Here is a 26,166-nt window from a genome sequence, read left to right as displayed (position 1 = left end):
ACGAAAATTCGGGAGTCGTTGACGAAATGGGCCGGCATTTTAACAGGCTCAGCGATTTGTGCTGCTCTCTCCGACTTGTGACGTACCACGCGATTCAAATTTGCCGGTTTTGTTACTTTCGCGGAGGATGCGCGGTGATTTTGCGGCTAATGTTCTCATTCGTGACACAAAATAACGTTTTGATAACCGTTGTCATTTGGTCATTGAACGGCGCAACGGCATAATGCCCCGCCCACATCATTGCAGAGTCTAGGGAGCTAGCTTGTCTACGCCTGTCGAACCCTTGCGTTTGCTGCTACTGGCCGAAGAGCCAGCGTGGACAGCGTTATTGCGTGAGTGTCTGGCTCCGATGGGGAGCGCGGCGGTGCTGATCAGCGCGCCGAGCTGGGATTCGGTCAGCAGCTTGTTCGAAGACAACCGCCATGCGGTGTTGTTGACCCTTCCGGCATTGCAACCGGCACCGGGCCGGTGCAGCCTGCCGACGGTCTTGCTGCTGGAACATGAACCGGACACCGCGCCGGTTGGCGTCAGTGACTGGCTGGTGTTCGACGCCCTCGACGCCGGCATGCTGCGCCGCTGCCTGCGCCATGTGCGCGAACGCGGCGTTCTCGAAAACACCCTGCAACGCCTCGCCGAGCAGGATCCGCTGACCGGCATCGCCAACCGTCAGGGTTTCCAGACCTTGCTTGCTGCGCGCCTCGCGGAAAACGACGGTCGCGGCCTGGCCCTCGGGCATCTCGATCTCGACAACTTCCGCCACGCCAACGATGCGCTTGGCCATCAGGCGGGCGATCGCTTGATCCTGCAAGTGGTCGCACGCCTGAAAAGTCAGCTCGAAGCCGGTGATCAACTGGCGCGGCTGGGCAGCGATGAGTTTGCCCTGCTGATCGACACCCGCCGTGCACCGCAGCGCGCCGAGTGGATGGCCGAACGCATCACCGAAGCGCTCGCCGAACCGTATTGGGTCGATGGCGAAAGCCTGCTGATCGGCTCCAGTCTCGGCATCGCCCACGCCCGTGCGCAGGGCGGCGCCGATCCGCTGATGTGGCACGCCCACATCGCCATGCAGCAGGCCAAGAGCACCCAGGGCTGCACCTTCCATATCTTCAACGAACGCATCAACCGCAATGCGCGGAGCATGGCCGACCTCGAAAGCGAGTTGCGCCGAGCGTTGCGTCGCGATGAGCTGGAATTGCATTACCAGCCACGCCTGAATCTTGAGGATGGCCAGATTGTCGGCCTCGAAGCGTTGGTGCGCTGGCGTCATGGCGAGCGCGGTTTGCTGCCGCCGAGTGAATTTGTCCCTTTGGCCGAACAGAGCGGTTTGATCGTGCCGCTGGGTTACTGGGTGATTTCCCGGGCCTTGCGTGACATGCAGGCGTTGCGCGAGCGCGGGCTGCCGGCGCTGCACATGGCGATCAACCTGTCATTCCGCCAGTTTCAAGACAGTCAGTTGTTGCCGACGCTGAGCCGGTTGATTGCCGAGCGTGGCGTTGAGGCGCAGTGGCTGGAATTCGAACTGACAGAAACCGCCGTGATGCGCCGTAGCGATCTGGTCAAGCAGACCATGGACGCTCTCGGCCGTCTCGGTGTGCGCTTCTCGCTGGATGACTTTGGCACCGGGTTCTCGTCGTTCGTGCACCTCAACAGCCTGCCGATCACCTTGCTGAAGATCGACAAAAGCTTTGTCGGCGGCATGGAGCAGCGCGAAGAGAACCGCAAACTGGTGCACGCGATGATCAATCTCGCGCACAACCTGCATCTGGAAGTGGTGGCGGAGGGGGTGGAAACCCCTGAACAGCTAGAACTGTTGCGCGGGTTTGGTTGCGATCAGGTGCAGGGTTATCTGATCAGCCGGCCGTTGCCCTTGGCGGAATTGGTTGAATATCTCACCTTCGGCTCAAGCCAGCAGCCAGCCCTCGAGATCGTAAGCTGAACACATAACCCCTGTAGGAGTGAGCCTGCTCGCGATAGCAATCTACCAGTCAACATTTGCTTCGACTGACACACCGCAATCGCGAGCAGGCTCACTCCTACAAGGGATCTCAGTCGGTCTGCGGGACCGTAAACTGACTTGATGACGCAGGCTCCAGCCGAATCATCCGCTTCATTTTCCACTCGAACGCCAGCGTCAAACTCACCGCCGCACACGCCAGGCCCAACGCCAATCCCCACCAGACGCCCGTCGGCCCCCAATTGAGGTGGAACGCCATCCACCACGCCGCCGGTGCGCCAATCAGCCAATAGCAAGCGAGCCCGACCAGAAACGTGGTCTTCGCATCCTTGAGTCCACGGATGCAGCCCATGGCAATCGTCTGCGTGCCGTCGAACAGCTCGAACCACGCCGCCACTGCTAGCAGGCTCACCGCCAGGCGAATCACCTCGGCAAACGCCGGATCGTTGTGATCGAGGAACAACCCGACCAACTGGTTGGGCAACAGCCAGAACACCATCGCGAATCCCAACATCACCACCGCGCCAAAGACGATCCCGACCCGTCCGGACATCCGCGCATCACTCAGTTGCCCGGCGCCGTAATGCTGGCCGACGCGCATGGTGATCGCGTACGACATCCCCGCCGGCACCATGAACGCCACCGAGACAATTTGCAGGGCAATCTGGTGCGCGCCCAACTGCGTGCTACCCATGGTGCCCATGCACAGAGCTGCGAACGCGAACAAACCGACTTCCACCGCATACGTGCCACCGATTGGCAGGCCGAGGCGCCACAACTCTTTCAGGTACTGCCGGTTCGGCCGCGACAGGCCCGCGCGCAGCGGGTACGCGTCATAGGCCGGATGCCGGCGGATGTGCCAGGCCAGCGCCAACGCCATGCAATTGGCGACAATCGCTGTGACCAGGCCGATGCCCGTCAGGCCCATTTTCGGCAGACCGAACATGCCGGTGATCAGCGCGTAATTGAGCAGGAAATTCGCCACCGTGCCGGCCAGACTGATGACCATCACCGGTGTCGCCCGGCCGATTGCACTGGTGAAACCGCGCAGGGCCATGAAACTGAGGTAGCCGGGCAGGGCGAAGGGCAGGGCAATCAGGAATTGCCCGGCCGCGTTGACGTTGGTTTCGGTCTGGCCGAACAGCAGCAACACCGGTTTCAGGTTCCACAGCAGCAACCCGGCGCCCAGCGCCATCAGCCACGCCAGCCACAATCCGGCCTGGGTCAGACGCGCAGCGCCAATGATGTCGCCGGCGCCCTTGCGAATCGCCACCAATGTGCCGACCGCTGCAATCACGCCGATGCAGAAAATCGACACGAACGAATAAGTCGCCGCACCGAGACCGCCGCCCGCGAGCGCTTCAGGACTCAGGCGCGCCATCATCAACGTGTCAGTCAGCACCATCAACATGTGCGCCAACTGTGAAGCAATCAACGGCCCTGCCAGCCGCAGAATGGCCCAGAGTTCGGTACGCACAGGATGCTGCATGGTCATCACCACTCAATTTCAGAGGGAACAGGAGACCGTCGATTCTCGGCGCTTGGCGGGCTTTGCACAAAGGGATAAAAAGGATGGGTCACATGATTAAAACTCATCCTAGGTAAAGGGTTTAAGATTGGCTTTATCCCGCTATCGGAGCTTTCTGCATGTCTCGTCGTCTTCCTCCCTTATATGCCCTGCGCGCATTTGAAGCGGCGGCGCGACATAGTTCGTTCACCCGGGCTGCCGAGGAACTGTCGATTACCCAGAGTGCGGTAAGTCGGCATATTCGGACCCTCGAAGATCACTTCGCCTGTCGGCTGTTTCATCGCAGCGGTCGCAATCTGCAACTGACCGAAGCGGCGCGGTTGCTGCTGCCCGGGATCCGCGAAGGCTTCAGTGCGCTGGAGCGGGCCTGCAATACCTTGCGTGCCGAGGACGACATTTTGCGCATGAAAGCGCCCTCGACCCTGACTATGCGCTGGTTGCTCGCGCGCCTGAGTCGCTTCCGCCATTTGCAGCCTGGCAACGAAGTGCAACTGACCAGTGCGTGGATGGACGTCGATTCGGTGGATTTCAACGATGAGCCTTTCGACTGCGCTGTTTTGTTGAGTGACGGGCATTTTCCGCCGGATTGGGAGGCGAGTTTATTGTTTCCCGAAGAGCTGATTCCGGTGGGGGCGCCAAACTTGCTGAATGATCAACCGTGGGATCTGGCTCGACTGGCTTGCACCGAATTACTTCACCCGACACCGGACCGTCGCGATTGGCGCAGTTGGCTGGAACACATGGGGCTGTCCGATCAGGTGTCACTCAAGGGTGGGCAAGTGTTCGATACCCTCGAATTGGGCATGATCGCGGCGGCGCGCGGGTACGGTGTGTCGATGGGCGACCTGTTAATGGTCGCCGAAGATGTGGCGCAGGGAAGGCTGAGCCTGCCGTGGCCAACCGCGGTCGCCAGCGGTTTGAATTACTACCTTGTGTGGCCAAAGACCCGCCCGGGAGGTGAACGTTTGCGCCGTCTCAGCGACTTTCTGCAAAGCGAAGTCCGCGCCATGGAGTTGCCGGCGGTCGCGCGCTTGAGCTGAAACGTTAGAGCCGCCACAATGCCGGCCTTGTGCCATAACCTTGTTTTCCGCTCAAGTATTTGGATCCACCGCCGAATACGTGCTTGTGGAACCGTCGTGCCGGTATCCACGATTCACCCCCACAACCAGAAAAATTTCCGAGTCGAGATCAAGGAGGATCCCGTGGCTCGGCCAGGAGCTGTCCATGTCTCAACCTCGCGCTCGGATCGCCTCGCAGCTGGGCCTCGCGCTCGCTGTAATACTGGCGATAGTTATCAGTGGCAGTACGGTGTTCGCCTTGCGTTCGCTGGACTCCGCCAACCTCGCCACTCGTGAAGAGCATCTGGCCAGTGAGGCGCGGCTGCTGGCCGACCAACTGAGCACCTTCCACGGCACGCTGCGTGAAAGCACCCAGCGCCTGAGCGGGCTGTTCGAGAAGCGTTTCAGCGCAGGTCTGAGCATTCACCCGAGTGAGCCGGTGAATGTTGCCGGCACCCAGACCCCGGGTCTGCATCTGGGCAGCGAAGTGCTGAACAACAACTTCAAGGAAGTCGACGAGTTCAAGCAGATGACCGCCGGCGTCGCCACCCTGTTCGTGCGCAGCGGCGAAGACTTCATCCGCGTCAGCACTTCGCTGACCAAACAGGATGGCACCCGTGCCATCGGCACCTTGCTCGATCACGCGCACCCGGCCTACGCGAAGTTGATGGCGGGGCAGGGTTACGTCGGTCGCGCCTTGCTGTTCGATCGCTCCTACATGACCCAATACACCCCGGTGCGTGATGGCAGCGGCAAGGTGATTGCGGTGCTGTTCGTCGGCTTCGATTACACCGACGCGCAGAACATCCAGTTCGATAACCTCAAGCGCTTCCGCATTGGCCAGAGCGGTTCGCTGGCGTTGCTCGACGAGCAAAACAAATGGCTGGTCGCGCCAGCGGGGGTGCAGGCGCTGGATCAAGCCGTTCCGGTGATCAAAGGTTTGGCTGCAAAGCCGGGCAAGGGTGAGTTCTGGAGCGACACCTCGGAAGATTTCTATAGCATTGCCGTGCCGTTCGATGGCGGACCATGGTCGGTCGTGGCGAGCATGCCGAAAGCTGAGATCCGCGCGGTGACCTGGAGCGTGGGTACGCAACTGGCCATTGGCAGTCTGTTGGCGATGCTGCTGGCGGTCGGATCTGTGGTCTGGCTGCTGCGCAGCAAACTGGCGCCTCTGGGGGATCTGGTGCGTCAGGCCGAGGCCTTGGGCGCCGGTGATCTGAGCGTGCGCCTGAACGTATCGAGCAACGACGAAATCGGTCAGCTGTCTCGCGCGTTCAACCAGATGAGCCAGGCGCTGTCGACCATGGTCGAGCACATCCGCCGCTCTTCGGAAGAGGTCAACAGCCGTGCCCAGGCCCTGTCCGGTTTGTCCGGCGGTGCCTATGAAGGCATGGAGCAACAATCTGGCGAAATCACCAGCATGGCCGGCGCGGTGGAAGAGTTCAGTGCGACGTCGTTGAACATCGCCGACAACATGGGCGCGACCCAGCGTCTGGCGCAGGAAAATGCCCAGCAAACGCAGATTGGCCGCAGCTCGATGGAAGAAGCGTCGTCCTCGCTGGAGCAAATCGCTGGCGCCCTGAACAGCACCGCCACCGTGATCAACACCCTCGGTCAGCGTTCGCAGGAAATTGGCGGCATTGTAGGTGTGATCACCTCGATCGCCGAGCAGACCAACCTTCTGGCACTTAACGCAGCAATCGAAGCTGCCCGTGCTGGTGAGCAGGGTCGTGGCTTTGCTGTGGTGGCCGATGAGGTGCGCAGCCTGGCCTCGCGCACCCGTCAGGCGACAGATGAAATTTCCAGCATGATCCACAGCATCCAGCAGGAAACCGGTAACGCGATCAGCACCATGGAGCAGGGCAATGTGCTGATGCAGGAAGGTTTGTCGCGCAACGCCAACGTCGCGTCGGCGCTGGCGCGAATCGATGAACAGAGCCGTTCGGCGGGGCAGCAGTTTGCCGCGATTACCACGGCCACTCAGGAGCAGAGCAGCACCGCGACTCTGTTGAGCAGCAATTTGCAGAGCATCGCACTGGCCAACAGTGAGCAGCGTGAGGTTGTGTCGAACCTGGCTGTTACCGCCAAGGAGCTTGAGAAGCTGGCGGCGGATCTGCGTTCCGAGGTTGATCGCTTTCGTTGATACAGCCTTGATATAGCTTTCGCGAGCAGGCTCGCTCCCACAGTGTCCGGTGCGAATCACAGATTTTGTGAAGACCCGGATCCCCTGTAGGAGTGAGCCTGCTTGCGAATGCAACACTGCAGATCTTCGGCTGAACCTGCAATCTGTCGATCTAATACACTTGCTGAAACGTTTCCGCAGCGCTATAAAAATGACACAACTCCAATAAAGGCTGCTGCCATGACCCCGCTCAAACTCGCCGTCGCCCTCGGCGCATTCTCTGCTGCTTCCCACGCCATGGCCTGGGATTACGTCCTTCTCGATACCAACAAACCCGCGCAAAACTGGACCATCACCAGTGAGCAGCTCGGCGTGAAAACCGCCAAACCCTTCTCCGTGAGCCTGCGTACCTTGCACGGTGGGCGGCAGGAAGGCGTCAGCATCGTTGATATCGATAACGGCACAATGAAACTCTCGGTGGTGCCCACCCGAGGCATGAACGTCTTGCAGGCTTCTGTCGGCGACGTGCGGATGGGTTGGGATTCGCCGGTCAAGGACGTGGTCAACCCGGCCTTTATCGAGCTCAACGGGCGTGGTGGGCTGGGTTGGCTGGAGGGCTTCAATGAACTGGTCGCCCGCTGCGGTTACGAATGGGTCGGCCATCCCGGCATCGACAATGGCGAACTGCTGACCTTGCATGGCCGCGCCGCCAACATTCCGGCCAGCACCGTCACGCTGCACATCGATGAAAAGCCGCCCTACGCCATCAGTCTGCGTGGCGAGCTGCAAGAGCAAGCCTTCAAGAAAGTCGACTTCTCGGTCGTTACTGAACTGGTCACCGAGCCTGGCAGCGTGCGCTTTGCACTCAACGATACGCTGACCAACAACGGCGACTATCCGAAGGAATACCAGGCGCTGTATCACAGCAACTTCAGTACGCCGTTCCTCGAGCAAGGCGCACGATTTGCTGCGCCGGTAAAACAGGTGTCGCCGTTCAACGACAAGGCCAAGGGTGATCTGGCCGACTGGCAGACCTATCGCGCGCCGACCAAGGACTATGACGAAACCGTCTACAACGTCGTGCCTTACGCCGATGCCAAAGGCGAAACCCTGACTGTTCTGCATAACAAGGCGGGCAGCCTCGGTGTTTCTGTTGGCTTCAATACCCAGCAGTTGCCGGTGTTCTCCTTGTGGAAAAATACCGACACTCAAGGCCAGGGCTATGTCACCGGGCTGGAGCCGGGCACCAGTTTTTCCTACAACCGTCGCTATCAGCGTCCGCTGAATCTGGTGCCGACCATTGCACCCAAGGAACACAAACAGTTCCAGATCAGCTACAGCCTGCTCGCGGACAAAGGTGCTGTGGATAACGCCTTGAAGCGCGTGACTGAGATTCAGGCCGGGCGCGAAACCGAAGTGCGGCAGACGCCGCTGGTTGATCTGACCGAGCATTAAGGTGTCGCCGGCCGGTATTGCAGTGCCTCGGCCAAGTGTTCACGTTTGATTGCATCGACTTGCTCGAGGTCTGCCAGAGTGCGGGCGACCTTGAGCAGGCGATGGGCCGAGCGCAGCGAAAGCGTCAGCCGTTCACAGGCTGATTCCAGCCATTTCTCATCGGCTGTGGATAACTTGCAGTGCCGCTTCAATCCCGGCAGATCGAGAAACGCATTGGCACAGCCCTGACGCTTCTGCTGTCGTTCGCGAGCCTCGGCTACCAACGCCGCAGCGCTGGCGCTGTCCTCTCCCGGCTTCACCTGCGGGTTCAACGCCGTCGCTTCCCGCGCCACTGTCAGGTGCAAGTCGATCCGGTCCAGCAAAGGCCCCGACAGTTTGTTGCGATAGCGCTGCACCATGTCCGGCGTGCAGGAACACTTGCCACTCGGCTCGCCAAGATATCCACAGGGACACGGGTTCATCGCCGCCACCAACTGAAATCGCGCCGGGAAACGCACGCGATCCTTGGCCCGGGCAATCACGATATGCCCGGACTCCAGCGGCTCGCGCAGCACCTCCAGCACCTTGCGATCAAACTCCGGCAGCTCATCGAGAAACAGTACGCCGTGGTGGGCGAGGGTGATCTCGCCGGGTTGCGGTTTTGAGCTGCCCCCGACCAGTGCCGGGCCGGATGCGGAATGGTGCGGCTGGCGAAACGGCCGCTGTGGCCAATGGGTCAACGGCACGCCGCTGGCGACAGATTGAATCGCCGCAACCTCCAGCGCTTCACTCTCGGCCAGCGGCGGCAACAGTCCCGGTAATCGGCTGGCCAGCAATGTCTTACCCGTTCCCGGCGGCCCACTGAACAGCAGGTTATGGGCACCCGCAGCAGCAATCAGCAACGCCCGTTTCGCCGCCACTTGCCCCTGCACTTCATTCAAGTCGGGATAAGGCTTGCTGGCATGCATCAACCCGTCTGATACATAGGGCTCAACCGGCGTATGCCCATTGAAATGCGCCACCGCCTCCAGCAGATGATCCACCGCAAACACTTTCAACCCCGATGCCAGGCAGGCTTCCTCAGCATTCGCTCGCGGCACCACCAGCGCACGACCCGCCTTGCGCGCTGCCAGTGCGGCCGGCAACACCCCACGCACCGCTCGTACCGCGCCGGACAACGCCAACTCACCCAGACATTCCACATCATCCAGCGTCAGACACGGCACCTGCACACTCGCCGACAGAATCCCCAAGGCAATCGCCAGGTCAAACCGCCCGCCATCCTTGGGTAGATCCGCCGGCGCCAGATTCAAGGTGATCCGCCGCGCCGGAAACTGCAGCCCGGAATTGATGATCGCGCTGCGCACCCGATCCTTGCTCTCCTTCACCGCCGCCTCGGGCAGCCCGACCATGGTCAGCGACGGCAGACCGTTGGCCAGATGGACTTCGACGGTGACAGCGGGGGCTTCCACGCCAATCTGGGCGCGACTGTGGACGATGGAGAGGGACATGGTCGTTCCTTGAGCTGAATCGGGGAGCCGCTTCCTGCGGGTTTTTGAAGGGTAGTTGAGCCGGGTTTCAGTGCTGAAATAGAGGTTTACAAGACGTATCAAGACCCGATGGGCTGTCAGTGCTTGCCTGAATTGGAGCGTTGACTCTCGCTCGGCATTGACGGATCCTCCCGCTCGAGGACTGCAACTGCGCATTCGTTGGGACTGGGCACCAGTAAAAGCTCCCCCGCATTTTTGGCAGCAGAGAAAGCTGGTTTTTCTGAAGTAGTGACGACGGGCCAGCTCGTCGGATTCTGAACCCATGGTTGCAAAGCCAGGAGCTAAAGAATCGCTGCGACTACTCCTCCAAACACAAAAAAGGCGTCCTATGGACGCCTTTTTATTTTTGACTCAGGATCTTCTACCGGCCAGCGGGCCGCTTGGCTCAAGCTCTGGCCCACACGTAACAGCAACTTCAATAAATCGCCGTTGGTTGGCTGACATATCCCCAGCCAACCGGAGTGCTTCGAGATGTAGTTCAACAATCTGAAGAAGCTTTGCCTTTCGCTTTTTTGGGCTCATACGCACCTCGTACGATTGGGTTGTTGATTTCGATGTTATTGACCGTTCACAGAAATGACAAGCCGGTTGGTATGGTCGAATTCGAACCCCAGTTTCCGGTAGTAAAAAACAACATTCGGATCAGGATCCTGAATTTCGATTTCTTTACATCCTAGCGCTCGCGCATAGTGATCTGCGACAAGCAGAGCAATCGGCGCGATCCTGCCGCGAAGCGGGTGCGCCCTGTCCGGATGCCCTTCCAACAGAATAATCTTTAAGCAGATAGAGCTTGCGCGCGGGGTCGCATAGCACATGCCGCAAAGAATCTGTTTGAACCATATCGCCAAATCCAGACCTTTCGCATCTTTACTTTTCCAGTCTGCAACGTCATCCCAAGGGAAAATTGTTGGCCCCTCCCAGAGAAAGTATTGCTTTATCGCTGCTGGGGTAATTGGCTCAAACTTGACCGCTGCTGCATCAATATTTGGGATTCTCGGGGCAATGTTCTTTAGAAAGAATTTGTAGGCGATCTTTCGCGAGTTTGATCTGAATGTCTGGTTACGAAGATCCGTTGCTTTGCCTTTTCTTCTCATTGTTTTCATCTGTTTGGATCTGGTCGCAGAAGATAGCCAGCAGAGAGGGGGCAGCGAAATCAGACGTGGGGGACGCGTTTTGTAGGACGTTACTTCTGTGAGTGGAGGATTTCGGAGTAGGGGGGGCGAGTTAACGAAGACACAAGACAGGTCATTTCAGTGGTATCACTGAAATGACCGTTGGTGAGGTTGCAGCGCAAAAATTCAGATCAATTGCAGAGCCTTTCTCCACCATGAGTTCACAACCGTGCGGTTTGCTTGTTCTCGCTCCGTCACCATGTGTGGCACATCCTGCAACCGTATCCACGGCTGATTATTCCAATGCAACAAACTCAACGTCATGTCCGGCCAACTGAGCAAGCTGAGGTGTGGGCGTTCGCCTGTGCAGGGATGTTGGGCGTCGCGCAGGGTGGGGATGACCTGGTGGGTGAGCCATTCGCGCAGGGCTCGGTATTCGGGGCAGTAGTGGTAGACGAGGAGGGCGTAGATGCCGGACTCGCTGATCAGCAGAGTGTTTTCGATCTGGTTGTGGATCAGGGTTTTGCGGGTTTGGTATTGGTCGGGGTCGAGTTTTCGCAGCATGCGTTCGTTGAGGTAGATGTGCAGCAGGCGGCTCAGGTCTCGGGCGCAGAACCAGGGTTGGTTCTGGATGAGGAGGGCGTGGAGGGGGAGTTTGTGGCGGGTGAAGATGTGCGGGCTTAGATAAGTCTCTTCTTGATTCATGGAGCAGTTCCTCTTGCTTAAGGGGCTGCCCTCAATCGTCGCCAAACGATTGGGTGGCAGTTGTACGCGGGTTGGCGAACCGGAGCAAAAGGAACCCGGCAGACCCGAAGGTCTCCCACGCACAACCGCCATGAAACGATGTGGCGGTAAATGTAGCCGCCATCATGGTTGTCGTGCGCCTTAAGCTGTTCGGGTCGCCAAACCCGGTGCTGAACATTCAGCATCGGGTGAGCTTAGAAACCTGGGCTTTTCGGCGCAATCGGGCGGCGGTGGTGCAGGTTGTAGGACGTTGCCGGGATGGTTGAAGGGCTGGAGATCAAAAGATCGCAGCCTTCGGCAGCTCCTACAGGGGGCGCGGATTATTCAGCGGACGGCGTCAGCTTCGCTTCCATCTCGGCAACTTTGGCTTCGAGGCTTTCAAGTCGAGCGCGAGTACGCGCCAACACAACCATCTGACTATCAAATTCTTCACGGCTCACCAGGTCGAGTTTGCTGAACGCACTCTGCAGCAGCATCTTGAACTGGCTTTCGATTTCGGCTTTTGGCAGCGGGGTGTCGCCGTTGAACAGGCGGGAAGCGGTGCCGCTCAGGGCGTCGAGGAAGTCTTTGGGCGCGAGCATGGTGGATGTCCTGGAAACAATGGCCGGCAGTGTATCACGCAGTGTCTATAGTCAATCTCGTGGTCAGGGATGCACGCTTTTCGCGCAGGCGGACGGACGGCGACGCACCGTTGTTGTGCGTATCCGCTGTGCCTTCTGCACGGGATGGCTTGAGGCAGCGGCCAAGGGATTGAAATCAGGGGATTTTGGCGAGATGGCAAGGTTTCTGCTTAGTCACCTTCGACCCATGCACTGATGCAGTCGCTGTGACGAATGCAGTGCGGCAGACGGAGCGGGGAGTTTCGTCAGCAGCGGTTAGCTGGCGTCAGTCGGGCAGGTAAGGCCGACGATGCGTTACAAAGCCAGGCACTGCGCTTAGACTTGAGTCGGGTTTGTTTTCCTGGGGCAAGTCCACCAATTCGGGAGAGAGTTTCATGAAGCTAGTCACTGCCATCATCAAGCCGTTCAAGTTGGACGACGTGCGCGAGTCGCTGTCCGAAATCGGCGTGCAGGGCATTACCGTTACTGAAGTTAAAGGCTTCGGCCGGCAGAAGGGTCACACCGAGCTGTATCGCGGCGCGGAATATGTGGTCGATTTTCTGCCCAAGGTGAAAATCGACGTGGCCATCGACGACAAGGATCTGGATCGGGTTATCGAGGCGATAACCAAAGCGGCCAACACCGGCAAGATCGGTGACGGCAAGATCTTCGTGGTCAATCTGGAACAGGCGATCCGCATCCGTACCGGCGAAACCGATACCGACGCGATCTAAGCGCCGCCACAAACCCCAACGCCCCAGGAGAAAACAATATGACTCTGCGTAAATTCGCAGGGCTAGGAGCCCTGTTGTCCATCGTAATGCCAAGCCTTGCAATGGCGGCAGACGAAGTGGCGGCCCCGGTCCTCAATTCCGGCGACACTGCCTGGATGCTCACCTCGACAGCCCTCGTGCTGTTCATGACCATCCCCGGCCTGGCGCTGTTCTACGGCGGCATGGTTCGCTCGAAAAACATTCTTTCCGTGATGATGCAGTGCTTCGCCATTACCGGTCTGATCAGCATCCTGTGGGTCATTTATGGCTACAGCATTGCGTTCGACACCACCGGCATGGAGCAGGGCGTCGTCAACTTCAACTCGTTCTTCGGCGGCATGGGCAAGGCGTTCCTCGCCGGTGTCACGCCTTCGAGCCTGACCGGCCCAGCGGCTTTGTTCCCTGAGGCGGTGTTCATCACCTTCCAGATGACCTTCGCGATCATCACCCCGGCGCTGATCGTCGGTGCGTTCGCTGAGCGGATGAAGTTCTCCGCGATGCTGATCTTCATGGCTATCTGGTTCACCCTGGTTTATGCACCGATCGCGCACATGGTCTGGTCCGGCAACGGCGGCCTGATGTGGGACTGGGGCGTGCTCGACTTCGCCGGCGGCACCGTGGTGCACATCAACGCCGGTGTGGCTGGTCTGATTGCCTGCCTGGTATTGGGCAAGCGCAAAGGCTTCCCGACCACCCCGATGGCGCCGCACAACCTCGGTTACACCCTGATGGGCGCGGCGATGCTGTGGGTCGGCTGGTTCGGCTTCAACGCCGGCTCCGCTGCGGCGGCCAACGGCACTGCCGGCATGGCGATGCTGGTCACTCAGATTGCTACCGCTGCTGCGGCACTGGGCTGGATGTTTGCCGAGTGGGTCACCCACGGCAAGCCAAGCGCACTGGGTATCGCATCGGGTGTGGTTGCCGGTCTGGTAGCGATTACTCCGGCTGCTGGCACCGTGGGCCCGATGGGCGCACTGGTGATTGGTCTGGCCGCAGGCGTGGTGTGCTTCTTCTGCGCCACAACCCTGAAACGCAAACTCGGTTATGACGATTCCCTGGACGCGTTCGGCGTGCACGGTATCGGCGGTATCCTCGGCGCGATCCTCACCGGTGTGTTCGCTGCGCCGGCGCTGGGTGGCTTCGGCACCGTTACCGATATCGGTGCGCAAGTCTGGATTCAGGTCAAAGGCGTGGGCTTCACGGTGATCTACACCGCGATCGTCACCTTCATCATCCTCAAGGTCCTGGACGCCGTCATGGGTCTGCGTGTGACCGAGGAAGAAGAGTCGGTGGGCCTCGATCTGGCACAACACAACGAACGCGGCTACAACCTGTAAGTACGCGCACTAAAAAACTTGCCCGGTTCGCCGGGCATTTTTTTGTCTGGAATTTGTCGCAGAGAGAATAGCTGAAAGGATTTTTCGTACGGCTTTGGTCGTGTTTACGACGAGCGTTTTTCTGCGGCCAATGGCTTACATCATTGCAGGAATATTAGGGCCTTTGTTTTTTCCCAGAGCGCGCTAGAATGCGCCCCGAACGTGCGGAGAACTGTATGTGGCAACAGACTCTGATAACCCTGCGGGCGCGGCCCCGGGGCTTTCATCTGGTAACGGACGAGTTACTCGCCGGGCTGCCTGAACTCAGGCAGTGTCGGGTCGGTCTGTTGCATTTGTGGCTGCAGCATACCTCGGCGTCGTTGACCATCAACGAGAACGCCGATCCGGCGGTACGTCGCGACTTCGAACGATTTTTCAATCGTCTGATCCCACAAGGAACAGACGGCTATGAGCATAACGACGAAGGCCTGGACGACCTCCCGGCGCACTTCAAGGCCAGCGTGCTTGGCTGCCAGATCAGTCTGCCGGTTTCGGCAGGTCGCCTGGCACTGGGAACCTGGCAAGGCGTTTATCTGGGCGAGCACCGTGATCATGGCGGTGCCCGAAAAGTCCTCGCCACCTTGCACGGTGAAGGGGCGTAAACCGTTGGTCATCAATGGTTACTGATTTTTTAACGGCGACTTTCGACAGTTGCCAAAGCTGGTCTATAACTAATCTGCTTTTCGCAAGTCATGAGGTAGAACATGAGCGACGATGATCTGGAAAACGACGACCTCGAAGTAGGCGACGAAGACGAGGCCGAAGAAGGCCTGGAAGCAGCAGCGGAAGACGTTGCTGACGACGATGGCGGTGACGATACGCCGGCCCCGGCTGCCAAAGGCAAAGCCAAGGCTGCGGTGTCGGTTGACGAATTGCCGAGCATTGAAGCCAAGAACAAGGAACGCGACGCCCTGGCCAAGGCCATGGAAGAGTTCCTGTCGCGTGGCGGCAAGGTTCAGGAAGTGGAGGCCAACGTGGTCGCCGATCCTCCGAAAAAGCCGGACAACAAGTACGGCAGCCGCCCTATCTGAGGCGTGCCGCTGGCTTGCTGAAAAGGCCCGCCGTCGCTGCGGGCTTTTTCATGCCTGGAATAAAGCTATCGAAACGAATGCAATTCCCTGTGGGAGCGAGCCTGCTCGCGAAAGCGGTGGGTCAGTCAACATCAGTATTGAATGACAGAATGCCTTCGCGAGCAGGCTCGCTCCCACAGGGGGTAGTAGATCAGTTTGAGGTGGCATTCCAGCGCGCGAGTACGGCTGGCAGATCCGTGAGGCTACGGATTTCAGCATCCGGCAGACGATCCGCTTCCCAGACTTTCCCCGCCGGGTTGAACCAGATCGCCCGCAACCCGGCCTGCTGCGCGCCGGCAATGTCATCGCCCGGATGATCACCAATATGCACGGCAGTTTCGGCTGTAGCACCACCACGCTGCAACGCCTCATGAAACAACCGGGCATCCGGTTTGGCGATGCCGATGTCTTCCGCGCACAACGCAAACTTGAAGTAGTCCGCCAAACCCAGCCGACGCACATCGGCATTGCCATTGGTGACTACGCCAAGCGAGTAATGATTGGCGAGAATCTCCAGTACTGGTTCGACTTCAGGGAACACTTCGATCTGATGCCGAGCATGCAGAAACACTTCAAAACTCTTGTCCGCCAGCGTCGACGCCTCGTCATGGGCGTACCCGGCTTCTTCCAGTGCATGGAACAACACCCGCCGGCGCAGCGCGCTGATGCGATGTTTTAGCCCCGGCTCATTGGCCAGCACCCGCTCACGAATCCCCCACAAATGCTCCACCGGCACCGCACCCAGATTCGGCGCATGTTCGCTCAGCCATTCGCGCAATATCGCTTCGGCGCTGACGATCACCGGAGCGGTGTCCCACAAGGTGTCGTCAAGGTCGAAGGTGATCAACTGGATGCTCATGAATCATCGCCTTTCATGCGTTTGGCCCGGGGGTGGGCGCTGTCGTAGACCGCCGCCAGGTGCTGGAAGTCCAGGTGGGTGTAGATCTGCGTGGTCTTGATGTCCGAGTGGCCGAGCAATTCCTGCACCGCGCGCAGATCCTGCGAGGATTCGAGCAGGTGGCTGGCGAAGGAGTGGCGCAGCATGTGCGGGTGCAAGTTCTGCCCCAGTTCACGTTCGCCGGCCAGTTTCACTCGCACCTGAATCGCCCGTGGACCGAGGCGTCGGCCTTGCTGGCTGACGAATACGGCGTCGTCTGCGGGGTTGGTCATGGCCCGCAGAGGCAGCCATTGTTCGAGGGCTTCGCGGGCCTTTTTGCCCACCGGCAGCAGCCGGGTTTTACTGCCCTTGCCGAGGACTTGAACCATGCCATCGGCGAGGTCGAGTTGATCGAGATTGAGTCCGGTCAGTTCGGAAAGGCGCAGGCCGGAAGAATAGAACAACTCAAGAATCGCCTGATCGCGCCGCGCGAGAAAATCATCCTCGACCGCCCCTTCAAGCAGTTGCAGTGCGCGATCAGTATCGAGGGTTTTCGGCAGTCGGCGCTCGCCTTTTGGCGGTGCCAGACCCGTCGCCGGGTCGTGGTCGCAAAGACCTTCGCGATTCAGATAGTGATAGAGCCCGCGTACTGCCGAGAGCAGCCGCGCGAGGCTGCGCGAGGATTGCCCCTGCGCATGCAGACGGGCGATCAGGCTGCGCAGGCGCTGAATGTCCAGCGCCGCCCAGCTGCCGATGTTCTGTTTGACGCACCAGCCAAGGACTTTATCGAGGTCGCGGCGATAGGCCGAGAGCGTGTGCGGCGACACCTGTCGCTCACTGCGCAGGTGTTCGCAGTAAGCGTCCAGTTGCCGTTCCATGCTCAGCGTACCGAGCGCAGGGAGCTATTGACCCGTGGCAGCACACGGCCCATGACTTCGGCGATGTAGCTGAGGAACAGCGTGCCGACCGAACTCTTGTAGTGCTGCGGGTCACGGCTGGCGATCGCCAGAATGCCGTGGATGCCTTGATGGCTGACCGCGACGACGGCAGTGGAGCCGATCTGCTTGCGTTGTTCTTCGCCGAAGAGGAAGTCCAGTTCATGCTCACGCAGGCTGCCGCTGACGCTTTTGCCTTCGGTAAGCAAGCCGCCGATGGCGACTTGGGCGTCAGCGTGAGTGACCCAGCGACCGACCGGCGCCGGGTTGTCACCGAGCAGGATCAGGCTGACAAAGGGCACCTGAAAATCCTGGCGCAGGCTGTCTTCGACGCTGATCACCACGTCTTCGAGGCTGGCGGCGTCCATCAGGGACAGTATGAGACGGCGGGTCTTGTCGAACAGGCGATCGTTGTCGCGGGCGACGTCCATCAACTGCGAGAGGCGATGGCGCATCTCGATGTTACGGTCGCGCAGAAGGGTCATCTGCCGCTCGACCAGCGAAACGGTATCGCCACGCTGGTGGGGAATACGCAGGGCGGGCAGCAGTTCTTCGTGCTCGACGAAGAAGTCCGGATGAGCCTCGAGGTATGCGGCAACCGCTGCCGCCTCCAGGCTCTCGGACGCTGATTCGTCGGACTGTCGGGCGGGTACCTGAGGCTTATCGGTCATGGTTTCTGCTCACTCAAAGACGTACTTGTCCTTCGTATACACGCACTGCCGGACCGGTCATCAGCACCGGTTGGCCAGGGCCTGCCCATTCAATGGACAGGCGCCCGCCGGGCAGGTCGATCAATAGCGGCGAATCCATCCACCCCTGGCTGATCGCAGCGACAGCCGCTGCACAGGCGCCGGTACCGCAGGCTTGGGTTTCCCCGGCACCGCGTTCCCACACGCGCAACTGCGCACGGTTACGGTCGATGACCTGGAGAAAACCGACATTCACTCGCGCGGGGAAGCGCGGATGGTGTTCGATTTTCGGCCCCAGCTCATGCACCGGTGCACTGTTGATGTCCTGCACGCGCAACACGGCGTGCGGGTTGCCCATCGACACGGCGGCCAGTTCGACCGTGGTGCCGTCGACTTCCAGCTGATAGCTGGTCGCTTGCGCTGGCGCTTCGAACGGAATGTCCGCTGGCACCAGACGCGGGGCGCCCATGTTCACGCCGATCTGGCCGTCGTTACGCACGTCCAGTTCGATGATGCCGCCCTTGGTCTCGACGCGAATCTGCCGTTTGGCGGTCAGACGCTTGTCGAGCACGAAGCGTGCAAAGCAGCGCGCACCGTTGCCGCACTGCTCGACTTCCGAGCCATCGGAATTGAAGATCCGGTAACGGAAATCCACGTCCGGATTGCTCGGAGCCTCAACGATCAGCAACTGGTCGAAACCGATGCCGGTGTGGCGGTCGCCCCACTGCTTGGCGTGCTTTGGCTGAATATGCGCGTGCTGGCTGACCAGGTCGAGAACCATGAAGTCATTGCCCAAGCCGTGCATTTTAGTAAAACGCAGCAGCATGGGTTACTCCGGCAGCAGGCTTTCGCCGGCAAACAGCTCGGCCACGGTTTCGCGGCGGCGCACTTCAAAAACCTGAGCACCGTCTACCAACACTTCGGCAGCACGGCCACGGGTGTTGTAGTTGGAACTCATCACAAAACCGTAGGCACCGGCCGAATGCACGGCCAGCAGATCGCCTTCGGCCAGGGCCAATTCACGGTCCTTGGCGAGGAAGTCACCGGTTTCGCAGATCGGGCCGACGATGTCGTATTTGCGCGCAGCGGTGTCACGCGGTTTGACCGCGGTGACGTCCATCCACGCCTGATACAGCGCCGGGCGGATCAGGTCGTTCATCGCCGCGTCGACGATGGCGAAGTCTTTATGTTCGGTGTGCTTGAGGTACTCGACCTGCGTCAGCAGCACGCCGGCATTGGCGACGATGAAACGGCCCGGCTCGAACACCAGCGCCAGGTCACGTCCGTTCAAACGCTCGCGCACAGCCTTGATGTAGTCGGCAACCAATGGCGGCTCTTCATCGCGATAGCGCACGCCCAAACCACCACCGAGATCGATGTGGCGCAGGTGAATGCCGCAGTCGCCCAGACGGTCGACCAGATCCAGCAGGCGATCGAGCGCATCAAGGAACGGTGGCAGGGTGGTCAGTTGCGAACCGATGTGGCAGTCGACACCGACCACTTCCAGGTTCGGCAGATGCGCGGCGCGCACGTACACGTCTTCGGCGTCGGCGATGGCGATGCCGAACTTGTTCTCTTTGAGACCGGTAGAAATGTACGGGTGGGTGCCGGCATCGACGTCCGGGTTCACGCGCAGCGAAACCGGGGCGCGAACGCCCAGCTCGGCGGCGACCACTTGCAGGCGCTCCAGCTCGTCGGTGGATTCGACGTTGAAGCAGTGCACGCCGACTTCGAGGGCGCGACGCATGTCGTCACGGGTCTTGCCGACACCGGAGAAGACGATCTTGTCAGCGCTGCCGCCAGCGGCCAGAACGCGTTCCAGCTCGCCACGGGAAACGATGTCGAAACCGGCACCGAGACGGGCCAGGACATTCAGTACGCCGAGGTTGGAGTTGGCCTTGACCGCAAAGCAGACCAGGTGCGGCATGCCGGCCAAAGCATCGGCGTAAGCCAGATACTGAGCTTCGATATGCGCGCGCGAGTACACATAAGTAGGCGTACCGAAACGATCGGCGATGGCGGACAGCGCCACACCTTCCGCGAACAGTTCCCCGCCACGGTAGTTAAAAGCGTCCATGGCGATCCCTTATTGGTAAACGTCGTGCTTATGTGCTTTGGACGGTTGCTTCTGCGAAGACTGGGCTTGCTCGGCCGGGTCCTGATCGTCATCCGGCAGGTACAGCGGGCCTTTTTGACCACAGGCCGAAACGAGGCAGGCAACCGCGACGAGCGCAGCAAGGGAAGAGATCAGGCGCTTCATGGCGAAATCCTTGAAAATGCGTTAATTGCGCCGGAGTATACCGGCCACCCGGCGGCTTGCCTATGTGATGGCCTTCCCGTCCGGCGGGGCTTGCCCGTGAGCACTGGTAACCCTGTGTGAGCGAGCCTGCTCGCGATGGCGGTGTGTCAGGCAACAATAATGTTGAATGTGCCGGCCATTCGCGAGCAGGCTCGCTCCCACAGGGTTGGGTGTTCGATGCCCTGACCGGTGCTTGGTCGTTAATCTTTGCAATCGGCCGGCAGCGTCCGTATCTTTCGGCGCTTGAGCCTGATCAGACATTTTTTGAGGTTGCCGCAATGAGTTTGTCCGAAGCCCGTTTCCACGATCTGGTCGATGAAACCCAGGAAAAACTGGAAGACATCTTTGACGAGAGCGACCTGGACATCGATCTGGAAAGTTCGGCCGGTGTGCTGACCGTCAAGTTCGAAAACGGCTCGCAGCTGATCTTCAGCCGCCAGGAGCCGCTGCGTCAGCTGTGGCTGGCAGCGGTGTCCGGTGGTTTCCACTTCGATTACGACGAAGAAAGCGAGCGCTGGATGTGCGACAAGAGCGAAGAGCAACTGGGCGAAATGCTAGAGCGCATCGTCAAGCAGCAGGCTGGCGCTGAATTCGATTTCGAAGGTCTGTGATTCCGTGACTGACACCGCTCCCGTTCGTCCACCGAAGCCGCTGTACAGCAACATCAGCCCGGCCGTGCCTTCGCCGTGCAGCGGCGTTTGCCGATTGGATGAGCAGAAGGTCTGCCTCGGCTGCTTCCGCCATGTCGAAGACATTCGCGAATGGCGCTCGGCAGACGATGACCGGCGACGTGTGATTTGCGCGCAGGCGTCGCAGCGCAAACAGTGCGGCGGGGCGTGACTTGTATATTTTTTGAGCTGTGATAGTGTCCGAACACGCCTCAACCCATCGAGGCCTGGTGAAAACCCCGTCTTTTTTGGCGGGGTTTTGCTTTTTTTGTGTGCAGAAGAAAGGAGTCTGCCCGGATCATGACCGCACCTTCCATCACCCTTACCCGTCTGGACGTGCAACGTCTGGAGCGCCTGATCGACAGCCTGGATGACACGCTGCCGGGCGTGATTGCGCTGCAAACCGAGCTGGATCGCGCCGACACCGTGGTCGGTCACGATGAAGTGCCCGCCGATGTCGTGACGATGAATTCCCGTGTGCATTGCCGCGAAGAAGGCAGTGGCAAGGATTACCACCTGACGCTGGTCTATCCGAAGGACGCCAACGCCGATGAAGGCAAGATCTCGATCCTGGCTCCGGTCGGCAGCGCGTTGCTGGGCCTGAAAGTCGGTCAGCACATTGACTGGCCGGCACCCGGTGGCAAGACCCTCAAACTGACTTTGCTGGAAGTCGAATCGCAACCGGCCAACGGTGGCGCGTTTCCCGAGTAACCCGCCTCAGACCTGTTCGAGTGCCTCGTTCAGGGCGCGCTCCAGATCAGCCTTGTAGCGCAGATACAGATTGCTTGAACTCTGCCCGTCACCGAGCAGGCCCGAAAGGTCGAGGTCGGTGATGTAGCAGCGATAGCGTTCGCTCTCGCGGCGCTGCTCGACGATCTCCCGGGCGACCACGCTGAACAGCTGGTCGCCATGTTCCAGTTCGCTGAATTCCCGTTGATTGCAATACAGGGTGACCTGCACTTCGCCCGGTGCGGCTTTGCCGACGATCGCTTGCACGTCGTAGAACGGCTTGTTCACTGGCGTCTGCGGTGCCGGCCGCGCTTCGACCCGGCGCGCGCGCCCCGGACCTGAAGGCAATAGCTGGTAATACAAAGTGTCGAGACGGCCGTCGGGACCGGCGTCCATCGGCAGCACGGCTTCGCGGCGAAACAGAATCGATTGCAGGAAGCGCTGCAACGGCACCAACAGACTCTGCTCGTCGTGATAGGGCAAATGTTGCTGCCACAGCGCGTTGAACTCATCCAGCACGTACAGCTCGGCCTGCTGCTCGGTGATCCGATAGAATACTTGAATGCACTCCGGCTGGCCCATCGGCAGGATCAGTGCAAGGTCGTGATCTTCCAGTGCCATGGGATCCAGGTGCAGCGGACTGTAGCGCGGCTGTTCTTCGCCAAGGTAATCGAGCAGGGCCGGAAGGGTGGCAAGCGCCACATGGTTGACCTGGCCCGGCACCAATTCCAGCACGTGATAATGCTGCTGCACCTGAATCAGGTAGCGATGGTTCAACTCGCTGAGCAACAGGTTCTGCGCGGTGTCGATGATTTCTTCAACGCGACGGGCAATGAACTGCGCGCGGTTGTGGCAGAAGCAGCGCACCTTCAATGACGGCTGCAACGGCCCGCGCGGCAGGTTATTGAGGTAATCGCGTAGGCAGTCGAGCAGGGCATGCGGGCCGTCGAAGCGGTTGACCAGTACTTCGTTCCAGCTATTGAGCGTGACCTGATCCAGCGTCAGCACGAGGTTTTCGCGCACTCCGGCGTAACTCAGCGAGTCGGTACGCTCGGTGGTCATCAGGATATTGAGGTCGCGGTGATGCTTGAGCGGGTCGACGCCGACGTTGACCAGAATCAGCACTTCGCTTGGCACCGCTGCACGCAGCAACGGTTCTTCCGCGACGGTGGGCAAGGGCAGGGCGATGCACTGTTGCAGGCTGCCGAGCAGGTTGAACAGCTCGAACTCGCTCAGGTCGCTGGTGCCGGGATGCAGGGCCAGGCGGGTGCTGCTGTCGATCACGCCGTTGCGGTGGCACCAGGTCAGCAGCTCCAGTAACTCGCGGCTGCGCTTGATCGGTGCGAAGTGTTCCCACTCCAGTGCGGTCAGGCTGCCGTTATATAAGCCCCACTGGGTTTGTCCCGGTTCCTTCTTGTTGCGCGACTGCACCAGGGTCAGGGTGTCTTCGGCCAGATCCGGGGCGATGCCGGGGTTGATGAACTCGACCTTGTCGGCCTTGCGTTCGAAGGCTGCGTAGAGCCGGCGCCCCAGCACATTGAGATCGCGTTTATTGATCAGGCTGACGGTTTGTTCTGTGCGGGCGAACTGGGTCAGGAAGCGGTAGCTGTAGTTCAGCTCATTGACCAGTGCGCGACGCTCGGCGCTGACCTGGCGGACTTTCCACTGGCTGCGGCTGTCGAGCAGCGTCAGTTGTCGCTGATCCCAATGCCATTCGCTGGCCAGTCGTTCCAGCAACGTGCGTTGCCAGCTCTGGGTGCGGCTGTTGCCAGTGAGCTTGCGGTTGACCTTCAGGTACAACGCGCGACGAACCAGCTCCAGCCGTTCCGGCTCGTTGCGCGCGGTGAGGTATTCCTCGATACGCCGGTACACGACCATGTACGGATCCAGTTCATCCAGATCCAGCTGGTTGGCGAACACGGCTTTTTTGAAGCGCAGGCTCAGGCACTGCACCTGCGGGTGTTCGCTGGCGTAGACCTCGGTCAGCAGCAGCTTGAGCACCGATTTATAGGGTGACTCGATGCCCTTGAACAACTGCCACAATCCGGCGCCGATGAACTCGCCCGGCGGAATCCGCGCCAGATGACCAAGGTCGAGGGTTTCGTCGGCGCGGATAAAACGCTTGGACAGCAGGGTGTGGGTGTAAAGGTCGTAGGCGGTTTCTTCGTAAACCGGCACCAGCCACCAGATCGGTGTGCGCCCTGCCAGCCAGATTGCAGTGCGATAAAACTCGTCGAGCAGCAGATAGTGCTGAGTGCTGCCGCAGTTTTCCGAGCTGAGCTGGGTGTCGCGTTCGCCTTTGACGAAGCGCTCCGGGTCGATCAGGAAAAAATGCGCTTCGGCGCCCTGACTCGCCGCCCAGGCTTCCAGCAGCTGGCATTTTTTGCGCAGTTCGGCAAGCTCGCTTTCGTTCAAGTCCGGCGCGTGGCAGACCCACACGTCCATGTCACTCTGATCGGCTTGCGCCAGCGTACCAAGGCTGCCCATCAGGAACAGGCCGTGAATCGGTCGCGGCGGATTGCTGCCGTGACGCGGTTTGTACGAAAACGAACGAGTCAGACGCTGTGCTTCGGTCAGCACGTTGGCGTCGGGCTCGTAATTCGACAGGCCGGCCGGCGTGCTGCCCGACACGTAGCCCGGCAGCAGCGGGTGATTAACATGAAAGAACAGCGGCAACAGCGTCAGTACGCTTTGCTGGCGTGTCGACAGCCCTTCAAGGGCACGACCGAGGCGGCCTTCATTGAGTTTGAGAAAACGCGCGCGCAGCTGGCTGAGTACCTTGCGGTCGATGCCTTCGTCCAGGTCGGGGCGGATTTCGTGGGTGCGCGTCATGTCAGCTCAAACCGGCTCGCAAGCTCGGACGAAGAGGGTCTCGGAATGGGAGGCAGTTTAGCCTTTGCGCAGCGGGACTTTTAAGCTGAATTTGTTTTTTGACGTCAGATTTCTATCGCGGATGGCCGGGCAAGCCCGCGGAAATCCCGTGGCAGGAGTTCCCGTGGGCGAAGTCAGGGGGAATCAGGCGGTTTCCTGCTCTCTCAGAATGGTCAGCACGGTTTGCACACTTTGTGCGGCATCGCGACCGAGGCTGGTCAGATACCCGCCATCGGGCTGGTCGGTCAGTTCTTTTTCAAAGAGGCGTTTGGCGGCGGCGATGTGTTTCGGGGCAGCGGTCTGATGAATTTTCAGACCTTCCTGGGAACTGTCCAGGTTGAAGAGTGCGAGGACTTCCAGTTCGGCAACCAACTCAGGGGTAAGCGACATAAGGACTCCAGACTTTCTAGGAATTGGACGACAGCGTCCCTAAGGTGAACCCGCTTTTGCGGCATGTCCAGTGCTCAGATCAGGGATTTTGTCTTGAGGCGGATTGCAGTGTAGTCGGGAGGCGGGAGTTGGCTGGATGGATGGGTGACAAATTGTGTGGGAGCGAGCTTGCTCGCGAAAGCGGTGTGTCATTTAGCGTTGTTTTTGCTGATGCACGGCATTCGCGAGCAGGGGGATGTGTTTGGCTTACTGCTTTTCTGGCGGTAATTCCGGCAAGGCGCGCAGCGCCGCTTCGTACCATTCGGTATTGAACGCACGGTCTTCATCGAGCATCGCGTCGATTTCGTAAGCCAGCACGTGAGCCATCAGATTGAGGATTTCTTCGCGCTCGACACCCACCAGGGTCAGCTTGTTGAACGTCGCTTTGGCGGCCGGCGGATTGTCGCTTTCGATCTGGTTTTCGATGGCTTCGATCAACGTCGCTTCGGTGAACTCTTCTTCGTCGTTGTCATTGTCGATGTCTGTCGGCTCGCTCATGGCAGGCTCCTCATGGAAAGGCGCCAGTTTACCCGCATTCAGTGGCGTGATGCTGCTGGCGGGAAAGGCTTGAGCGATCTATAAACAGGCACTGCCCACCCCGCACGGCCTGGAGGCTATGTGATGTTCAAGCTCTACGGATTCTCAGTCAGCAACTACTACAACATGGTCAAACTGGCACTGCTGGAAAAAGGCCTGCCGTTCGAAGAGGTCACGTTCTACCCGACGCAGACACCGGAGTCTCTGGCCATCAGCCCGCGCGGCAAAGTGCCGGTGCTGGGTGTAGACGATGGTTTTATCAACGAAACCGCGATCATCCTCGAATACCTCGAACAGACCCAGAAAGGCACGCCGCTGCTGCCGAGCGATCCGTTCCAACGCGCGCAGGTGCTGGCGATTGCCAAGGAAATCGAGCTGTACATCGAGTTGCCGGGACGCGCTTGTTACGGCGAGGCGTTCTTCGGCATGACCCTGCCGGAGGCGATCAAGGAAAAGACCAAGACTGAATTGCAGCTGGGTTTCGCCGCGCTGGGACGACACGGAAAATTTTCTCCGTACGTGGCGGGCGACAGTATGAGCATTGCCGATTTGTATTTCCTCTACAGCGTGCCGCTGGCCTATGCGGTCGGGCAGAAGCTGTTCGGGATTGATTTGCTGGCGGAGATGCCGCAGGCGAAGGCGCTGCTGGAGCGGTTGGAGCAGAATCCGCATGTGCAGAAGATCGCGGCAGACAAGGAAGCTGCGATGCCGGCGTTTTTGGCGATGATCGCTGCCAAGAAGTGAGTTTTATAGCGCTCTGAAGGAAGCCTTCGCGAGCAGGCTCGCTCCCACATTTGGATTTTTGTTGAACA

Annotated in this window: 26 protein-coding genes; 12 read left to right on the top strand and 14 right to left on the bottom strand. The window is 59.7% G+C overall.

Annotation, left to right across the window (positions count from 1 at the left end):
* The first annotated feature begins 262 nt into the window (after positions 1-262).
* The gene (locus J0G10_RS29900) at positions 263-1,936 is read left to right on the top strand and encodes a putative bifunctional diguanylate cyclase/phosphodiesterase (RefSeq protein WP_095049339.1); all 1,674 of its coding nucleotides are present in this window, start codon (positions 263-265) and stop codon (positions 1,934-1,936) included.
* Positions 1,937-2,045: 109 nt separating this feature from the next.
* Here J0G10_RS29900 and J0G10_RS29895 read toward each other — a convergent pair whose 3' ends face one another.
* Entirely contained in the window at positions 2,046-3,443 is a 1,398-nt protein-coding gene (locus J0G10_RS29895) for a NorM family multidrug efflux MATE transporter (RefSeq protein WP_095049340.1), read from the bottom strand.
* Positions 3,444-3,601: 158 nt separating this feature from the next.
* On the opposite strand from J0G10_RS29895, the gene J0G10_RS29890 reads away from it, so the two are divergent.
* The 3 genes from J0G10_RS29890 (at position 3,602) to J0G10_RS29880 (ending at position 8,117) form a co-directional block, all read left to right on the top strand.
* Entirely contained in the window at positions 3,602-4,522 is a 921-nt protein-coding gene (locus J0G10_RS29890; protein ID WP_007920406.1) for a LysR substrate-binding domain-containing protein, read from the top strand.
* A 184-nt stretch (positions 4,523-4,706) separates the two neighbouring features.
* Complete coding sequence (locus J0G10_RS29885) at positions 4,707-6,683, top strand: methyl-accepting chemotaxis protein (RefSeq protein ID WP_007920409.1); 1,977 nt, start codon at positions 4,707-4,709, stop codon at positions 6,681-6,683.
* A gap of 219 nt (positions 6,684-6,902) precedes the next feature.
* Positions 6,903-8,117, top strand: a complete 1,215-nt coding sequence (locus tag J0G10_RS29880) for an aldose 1-epimerase family protein (protein ID WP_095125012.1) — start codon at positions 6,903-6,905, stop codon at positions 8,115-8,117.
* On the opposite strand, the gene J0G10_RS29875 is transcribed toward J0G10_RS29880, so the two are convergent.
* From J0G10_RS29875 to J0G10_RS29860, 4 genes are all read right to left on the bottom strand, one after another.
* Complete coding sequence (locus tag J0G10_RS29875) at positions 8,114-9,607, bottom strand: YifB family Mg chelatase-like AAA ATPase (RefSeq protein ID WP_220557162.1); 1,494 nt, start codon at positions 9,605-9,607, stop codon at positions 8,114-8,116. The two genes, J0G10_RS29880 and J0G10_RS29875, sit on opposite strands and share 4 nt — an antisense overlap.
* A 596-nt stretch (positions 9,608-10,203) precedes the next feature.
* A complete protein-coding gene (locus J0G10_RS29870) occupies positions 10,204-10,749 on the bottom strand; it encodes an N-acetyltransferase (protein ID WP_342593393.1) in 546 nt (181 codons plus the stop codon).
* A 195-nt stretch (positions 10,750-10,944) separates the two neighbouring features.
* Positions 10,945-11,463, bottom strand: coding sequence for a BRO-N domain-containing protein (locus tag J0G10_RS29865; RefSeq protein ID WP_220557161.1), 519 nt, complete (start codon positions 11,461-11,463; stop codon positions 10,945-10,947).
* A 359-nt stretch (positions 11,464-11,822) separates the two neighbouring features.
* Entirely contained in the window at positions 11,823-12,083 is a 261-nt protein-coding gene (locus tag J0G10_RS29860) for an accessory factor UbiK family protein (protein ID WP_095049348.1), read from the bottom strand.
* A gap of 413 nt (positions 12,084-12,496) precedes the next feature.
* On the opposite strand from J0G10_RS29860, the gene glnK reads away from it, so the two are divergent.
* From glnK to sutA, 4 genes are all read left to right on the top strand, one after another.
* On the top strand, positions 12,497-12,835 hold the full coding sequence (gene glnK, locus J0G10_RS29855) for a P-II family nitrogen regulator (RefSeq protein ID WP_002555808.1): 339 nt from the start codon (positions 12,497-12,499) through the stop codon (positions 12,833-12,835).
* Between the two features lie 38 nt (positions 12,836-12,873).
* Complete coding sequence (locus J0G10_RS29850; RefSeq protein ID WP_038359173.1) at positions 12,874-14,211, top strand: ammonium transporter; 1,338 nt, start codon at positions 12,874-12,876, stop codon at positions 14,209-14,211.
* A 215-nt stretch (positions 14,212-14,426) separates the two neighbouring features.
* Positions 14,427-14,852: a secondary thiamine-phosphate synthase enzyme YjbQ gene (locus J0G10_RS29845; RefSeq protein WP_095049349.1), complete on the top strand. Its 426-nt coding sequence runs from the start codon at positions 14,427-14,429 to the stop codon at positions 14,850-14,852.
* 102 nt (positions 14,853-14,954) lie between these two features.
* Positions 14,955-15,281 carry a transcriptional regulator SutA gene (gene sutA / locus J0G10_RS29840; RefSeq protein ID WP_007920420.1) on the top strand — a complete coding sequence of 109 codons (327 nt, stop codon included), beginning with the start codon at positions 14,955-14,957 and terminating at the stop codon, positions 15,279-15,281.
* A 190-nt stretch (positions 15,282-15,471) separates the two neighbouring features.
* Here sutA and J0G10_RS29835 read toward each other — a convergent pair whose 3' ends face one another.
* Genes J0G10_RS29835 through lptM form a run of 6 tightly spaced genes read right to left on the bottom strand, consistent with a single transcriptional unit; the run spans position 15,472 to position 20,081 of the window.
* The gene (locus J0G10_RS29835) at positions 15,472-16,179 is read right to left on the bottom strand and encodes an HAD family hydrolase (RefSeq protein ID WP_220557160.1); all 708 of its coding nucleotides are present in this window, start codon (positions 16,177-16,179) and stop codon (positions 15,472-15,474) included.
* Positions 16,176-17,075: a tyrosine recombinase XerC gene (gene xerC / locus J0G10_RS29830; RefSeq protein ID WP_007950060.1), complete on the bottom strand. Its 900-nt coding sequence runs from the start codon at positions 17,073-17,075 to the stop codon at positions 16,176-16,178. Before xerC ends, J0G10_RS29835 begins: the two co-directional genes overlap by 4 nt.
* Positions 17,076-17,077: 2 nt before the next feature.
* On the bottom strand, positions 17,078-17,803 hold the full coding sequence (locus J0G10_RS29825) for a DUF484 family protein (protein ID WP_220557159.1): 726 nt from the start codon (positions 17,801-17,803) through the stop codon (positions 17,078-17,080).
* 13 nt (positions 17,804-17,816) lie between these two features.
* Complete coding sequence (dapF, locus tag J0G10_RS29820; RefSeq protein WP_007911094.1) at positions 17,817-18,647, bottom strand: diaminopimelate epimerase; 831 nt, start codon at positions 18,645-18,647, stop codon at positions 17,817-17,819.
* Positions 18,648-18,650: 3 nt separating this feature from the next.
* Entirely contained in the window at positions 18,651-19,898 is a 1,248-nt protein-coding gene (lysA, locus tag J0G10_RS29815) for a diaminopimelate decarboxylase (RefSeq protein WP_220557158.1), read from the bottom strand.
* A 9-nt stretch (positions 19,899-19,907) separates the two neighbouring features.
* On the bottom strand, positions 19,908-20,081 hold the full coding sequence (gene lptM / locus J0G10_RS29810) for an LPS translocon maturation chaperone LptM (RefSeq protein WP_007911098.1): 174 nt from the start codon (positions 20,079-20,081) through the stop codon (positions 19,908-19,910).
* 317 nt (positions 20,082-20,398) lie between these two features.
* On the opposite strand from lptM, the gene cyaY reads away from it, so the two are divergent.
* The 3 genes from cyaY to rnk all read left to right on the top strand — a co-directional run bounded on the left by cyaY (position 20,399) and on the right by rnk (position 21,499).
* A complete protein-coding gene (gene cyaY, locus J0G10_RS29805) occupies positions 20,399-20,731 on the top strand; it encodes an iron donor protein CyaY (protein WP_077575013.1) in 333 nt (110 codons plus the stop codon).
* Positions 20,732-20,735: 4 nt separating this feature from the next.
* A complete protein-coding gene (locus J0G10_RS29800; protein ID WP_093429716.1) occupies positions 20,736-20,960 on the top strand; it encodes a DUF1289 domain-containing protein in 225 nt (74 codons plus the stop codon).
* Positions 20,961-21,088: 128 nt separating this feature from the next.
* Complete coding sequence (gene rnk / locus J0G10_RS29795) at positions 21,089-21,499, top strand: nucleoside diphosphate kinase regulator (protein WP_007911103.1); 411 nt, start codon at positions 21,089-21,091, stop codon at positions 21,497-21,499.
* Between the two features lie 6 nt (positions 21,500-21,505).
* On the opposite strand, the gene J0G10_RS29790 is transcribed toward rnk, so the two are convergent.
* The 3 genes from J0G10_RS29790 to J0G10_RS29780 all read right to left on the bottom strand — a co-directional run bounded on the left by J0G10_RS29790 (position 21,506) and on the right by J0G10_RS29780 (position 25,315).
* A complete protein-coding gene (locus J0G10_RS29790) occupies positions 21,506-24,349 on the bottom strand; it encodes a class I adenylate cyclase (RefSeq protein WP_220557157.1) in 2,844 nt (947 codons plus the stop codon).
* Between the two features lie 183 nt (positions 24,350-24,532).
* The gene (locus tag J0G10_RS29785) at positions 24,533-24,778 is read right to left on the bottom strand and encodes a TIGR02647 family protein (RefSeq protein ID WP_047596728.1); all 246 of its coding nucleotides are present in this window, start codon (positions 24,776-24,778) and stop codon (positions 24,533-24,535) included.
* Positions 24,779-25,024: 246 nt separating this feature from the next.
* Positions 25,025-25,315, bottom strand: coding sequence for a hypothetical protein (locus J0G10_RS29780; RefSeq protein WP_093429718.1), 291 nt, complete (start codon positions 25,313-25,315; stop codon positions 25,025-25,027).
* Positions 25,316-25,438: 123 nt separating this feature from the next.
* Between J0G10_RS29780 and J0G10_RS29775 the strand changes: the two genes are divergently transcribed.
* Positions 25,439-26,098 carry a glutathione S-transferase family protein gene (locus tag J0G10_RS29775; protein ID WP_095049355.1) on the top strand — a complete coding sequence of 220 codons (660 nt, stop codon included), beginning with the start codon at positions 25,439-25,441 and terminating at the stop codon, positions 26,096-26,098.
* Positions 26,099-26,166: the final 68 nt, after the last annotated feature.

It is taken from the genome of Pseudomonas germanica (assembly GCF_019614655.1).
GTDB classification, from domain to species: domain Bacteria; phylum Pseudomonadota; class Gammaproteobacteria; order Pseudomonadales; family Pseudomonadaceae; genus Aquipseudomonas; species Aquipseudomonas neuropathica.
The sequence above is the reverse complement of the archived record's forward strand: the minus strand, read 5'-3'. Positions and strand labels throughout refer to the sequence as shown.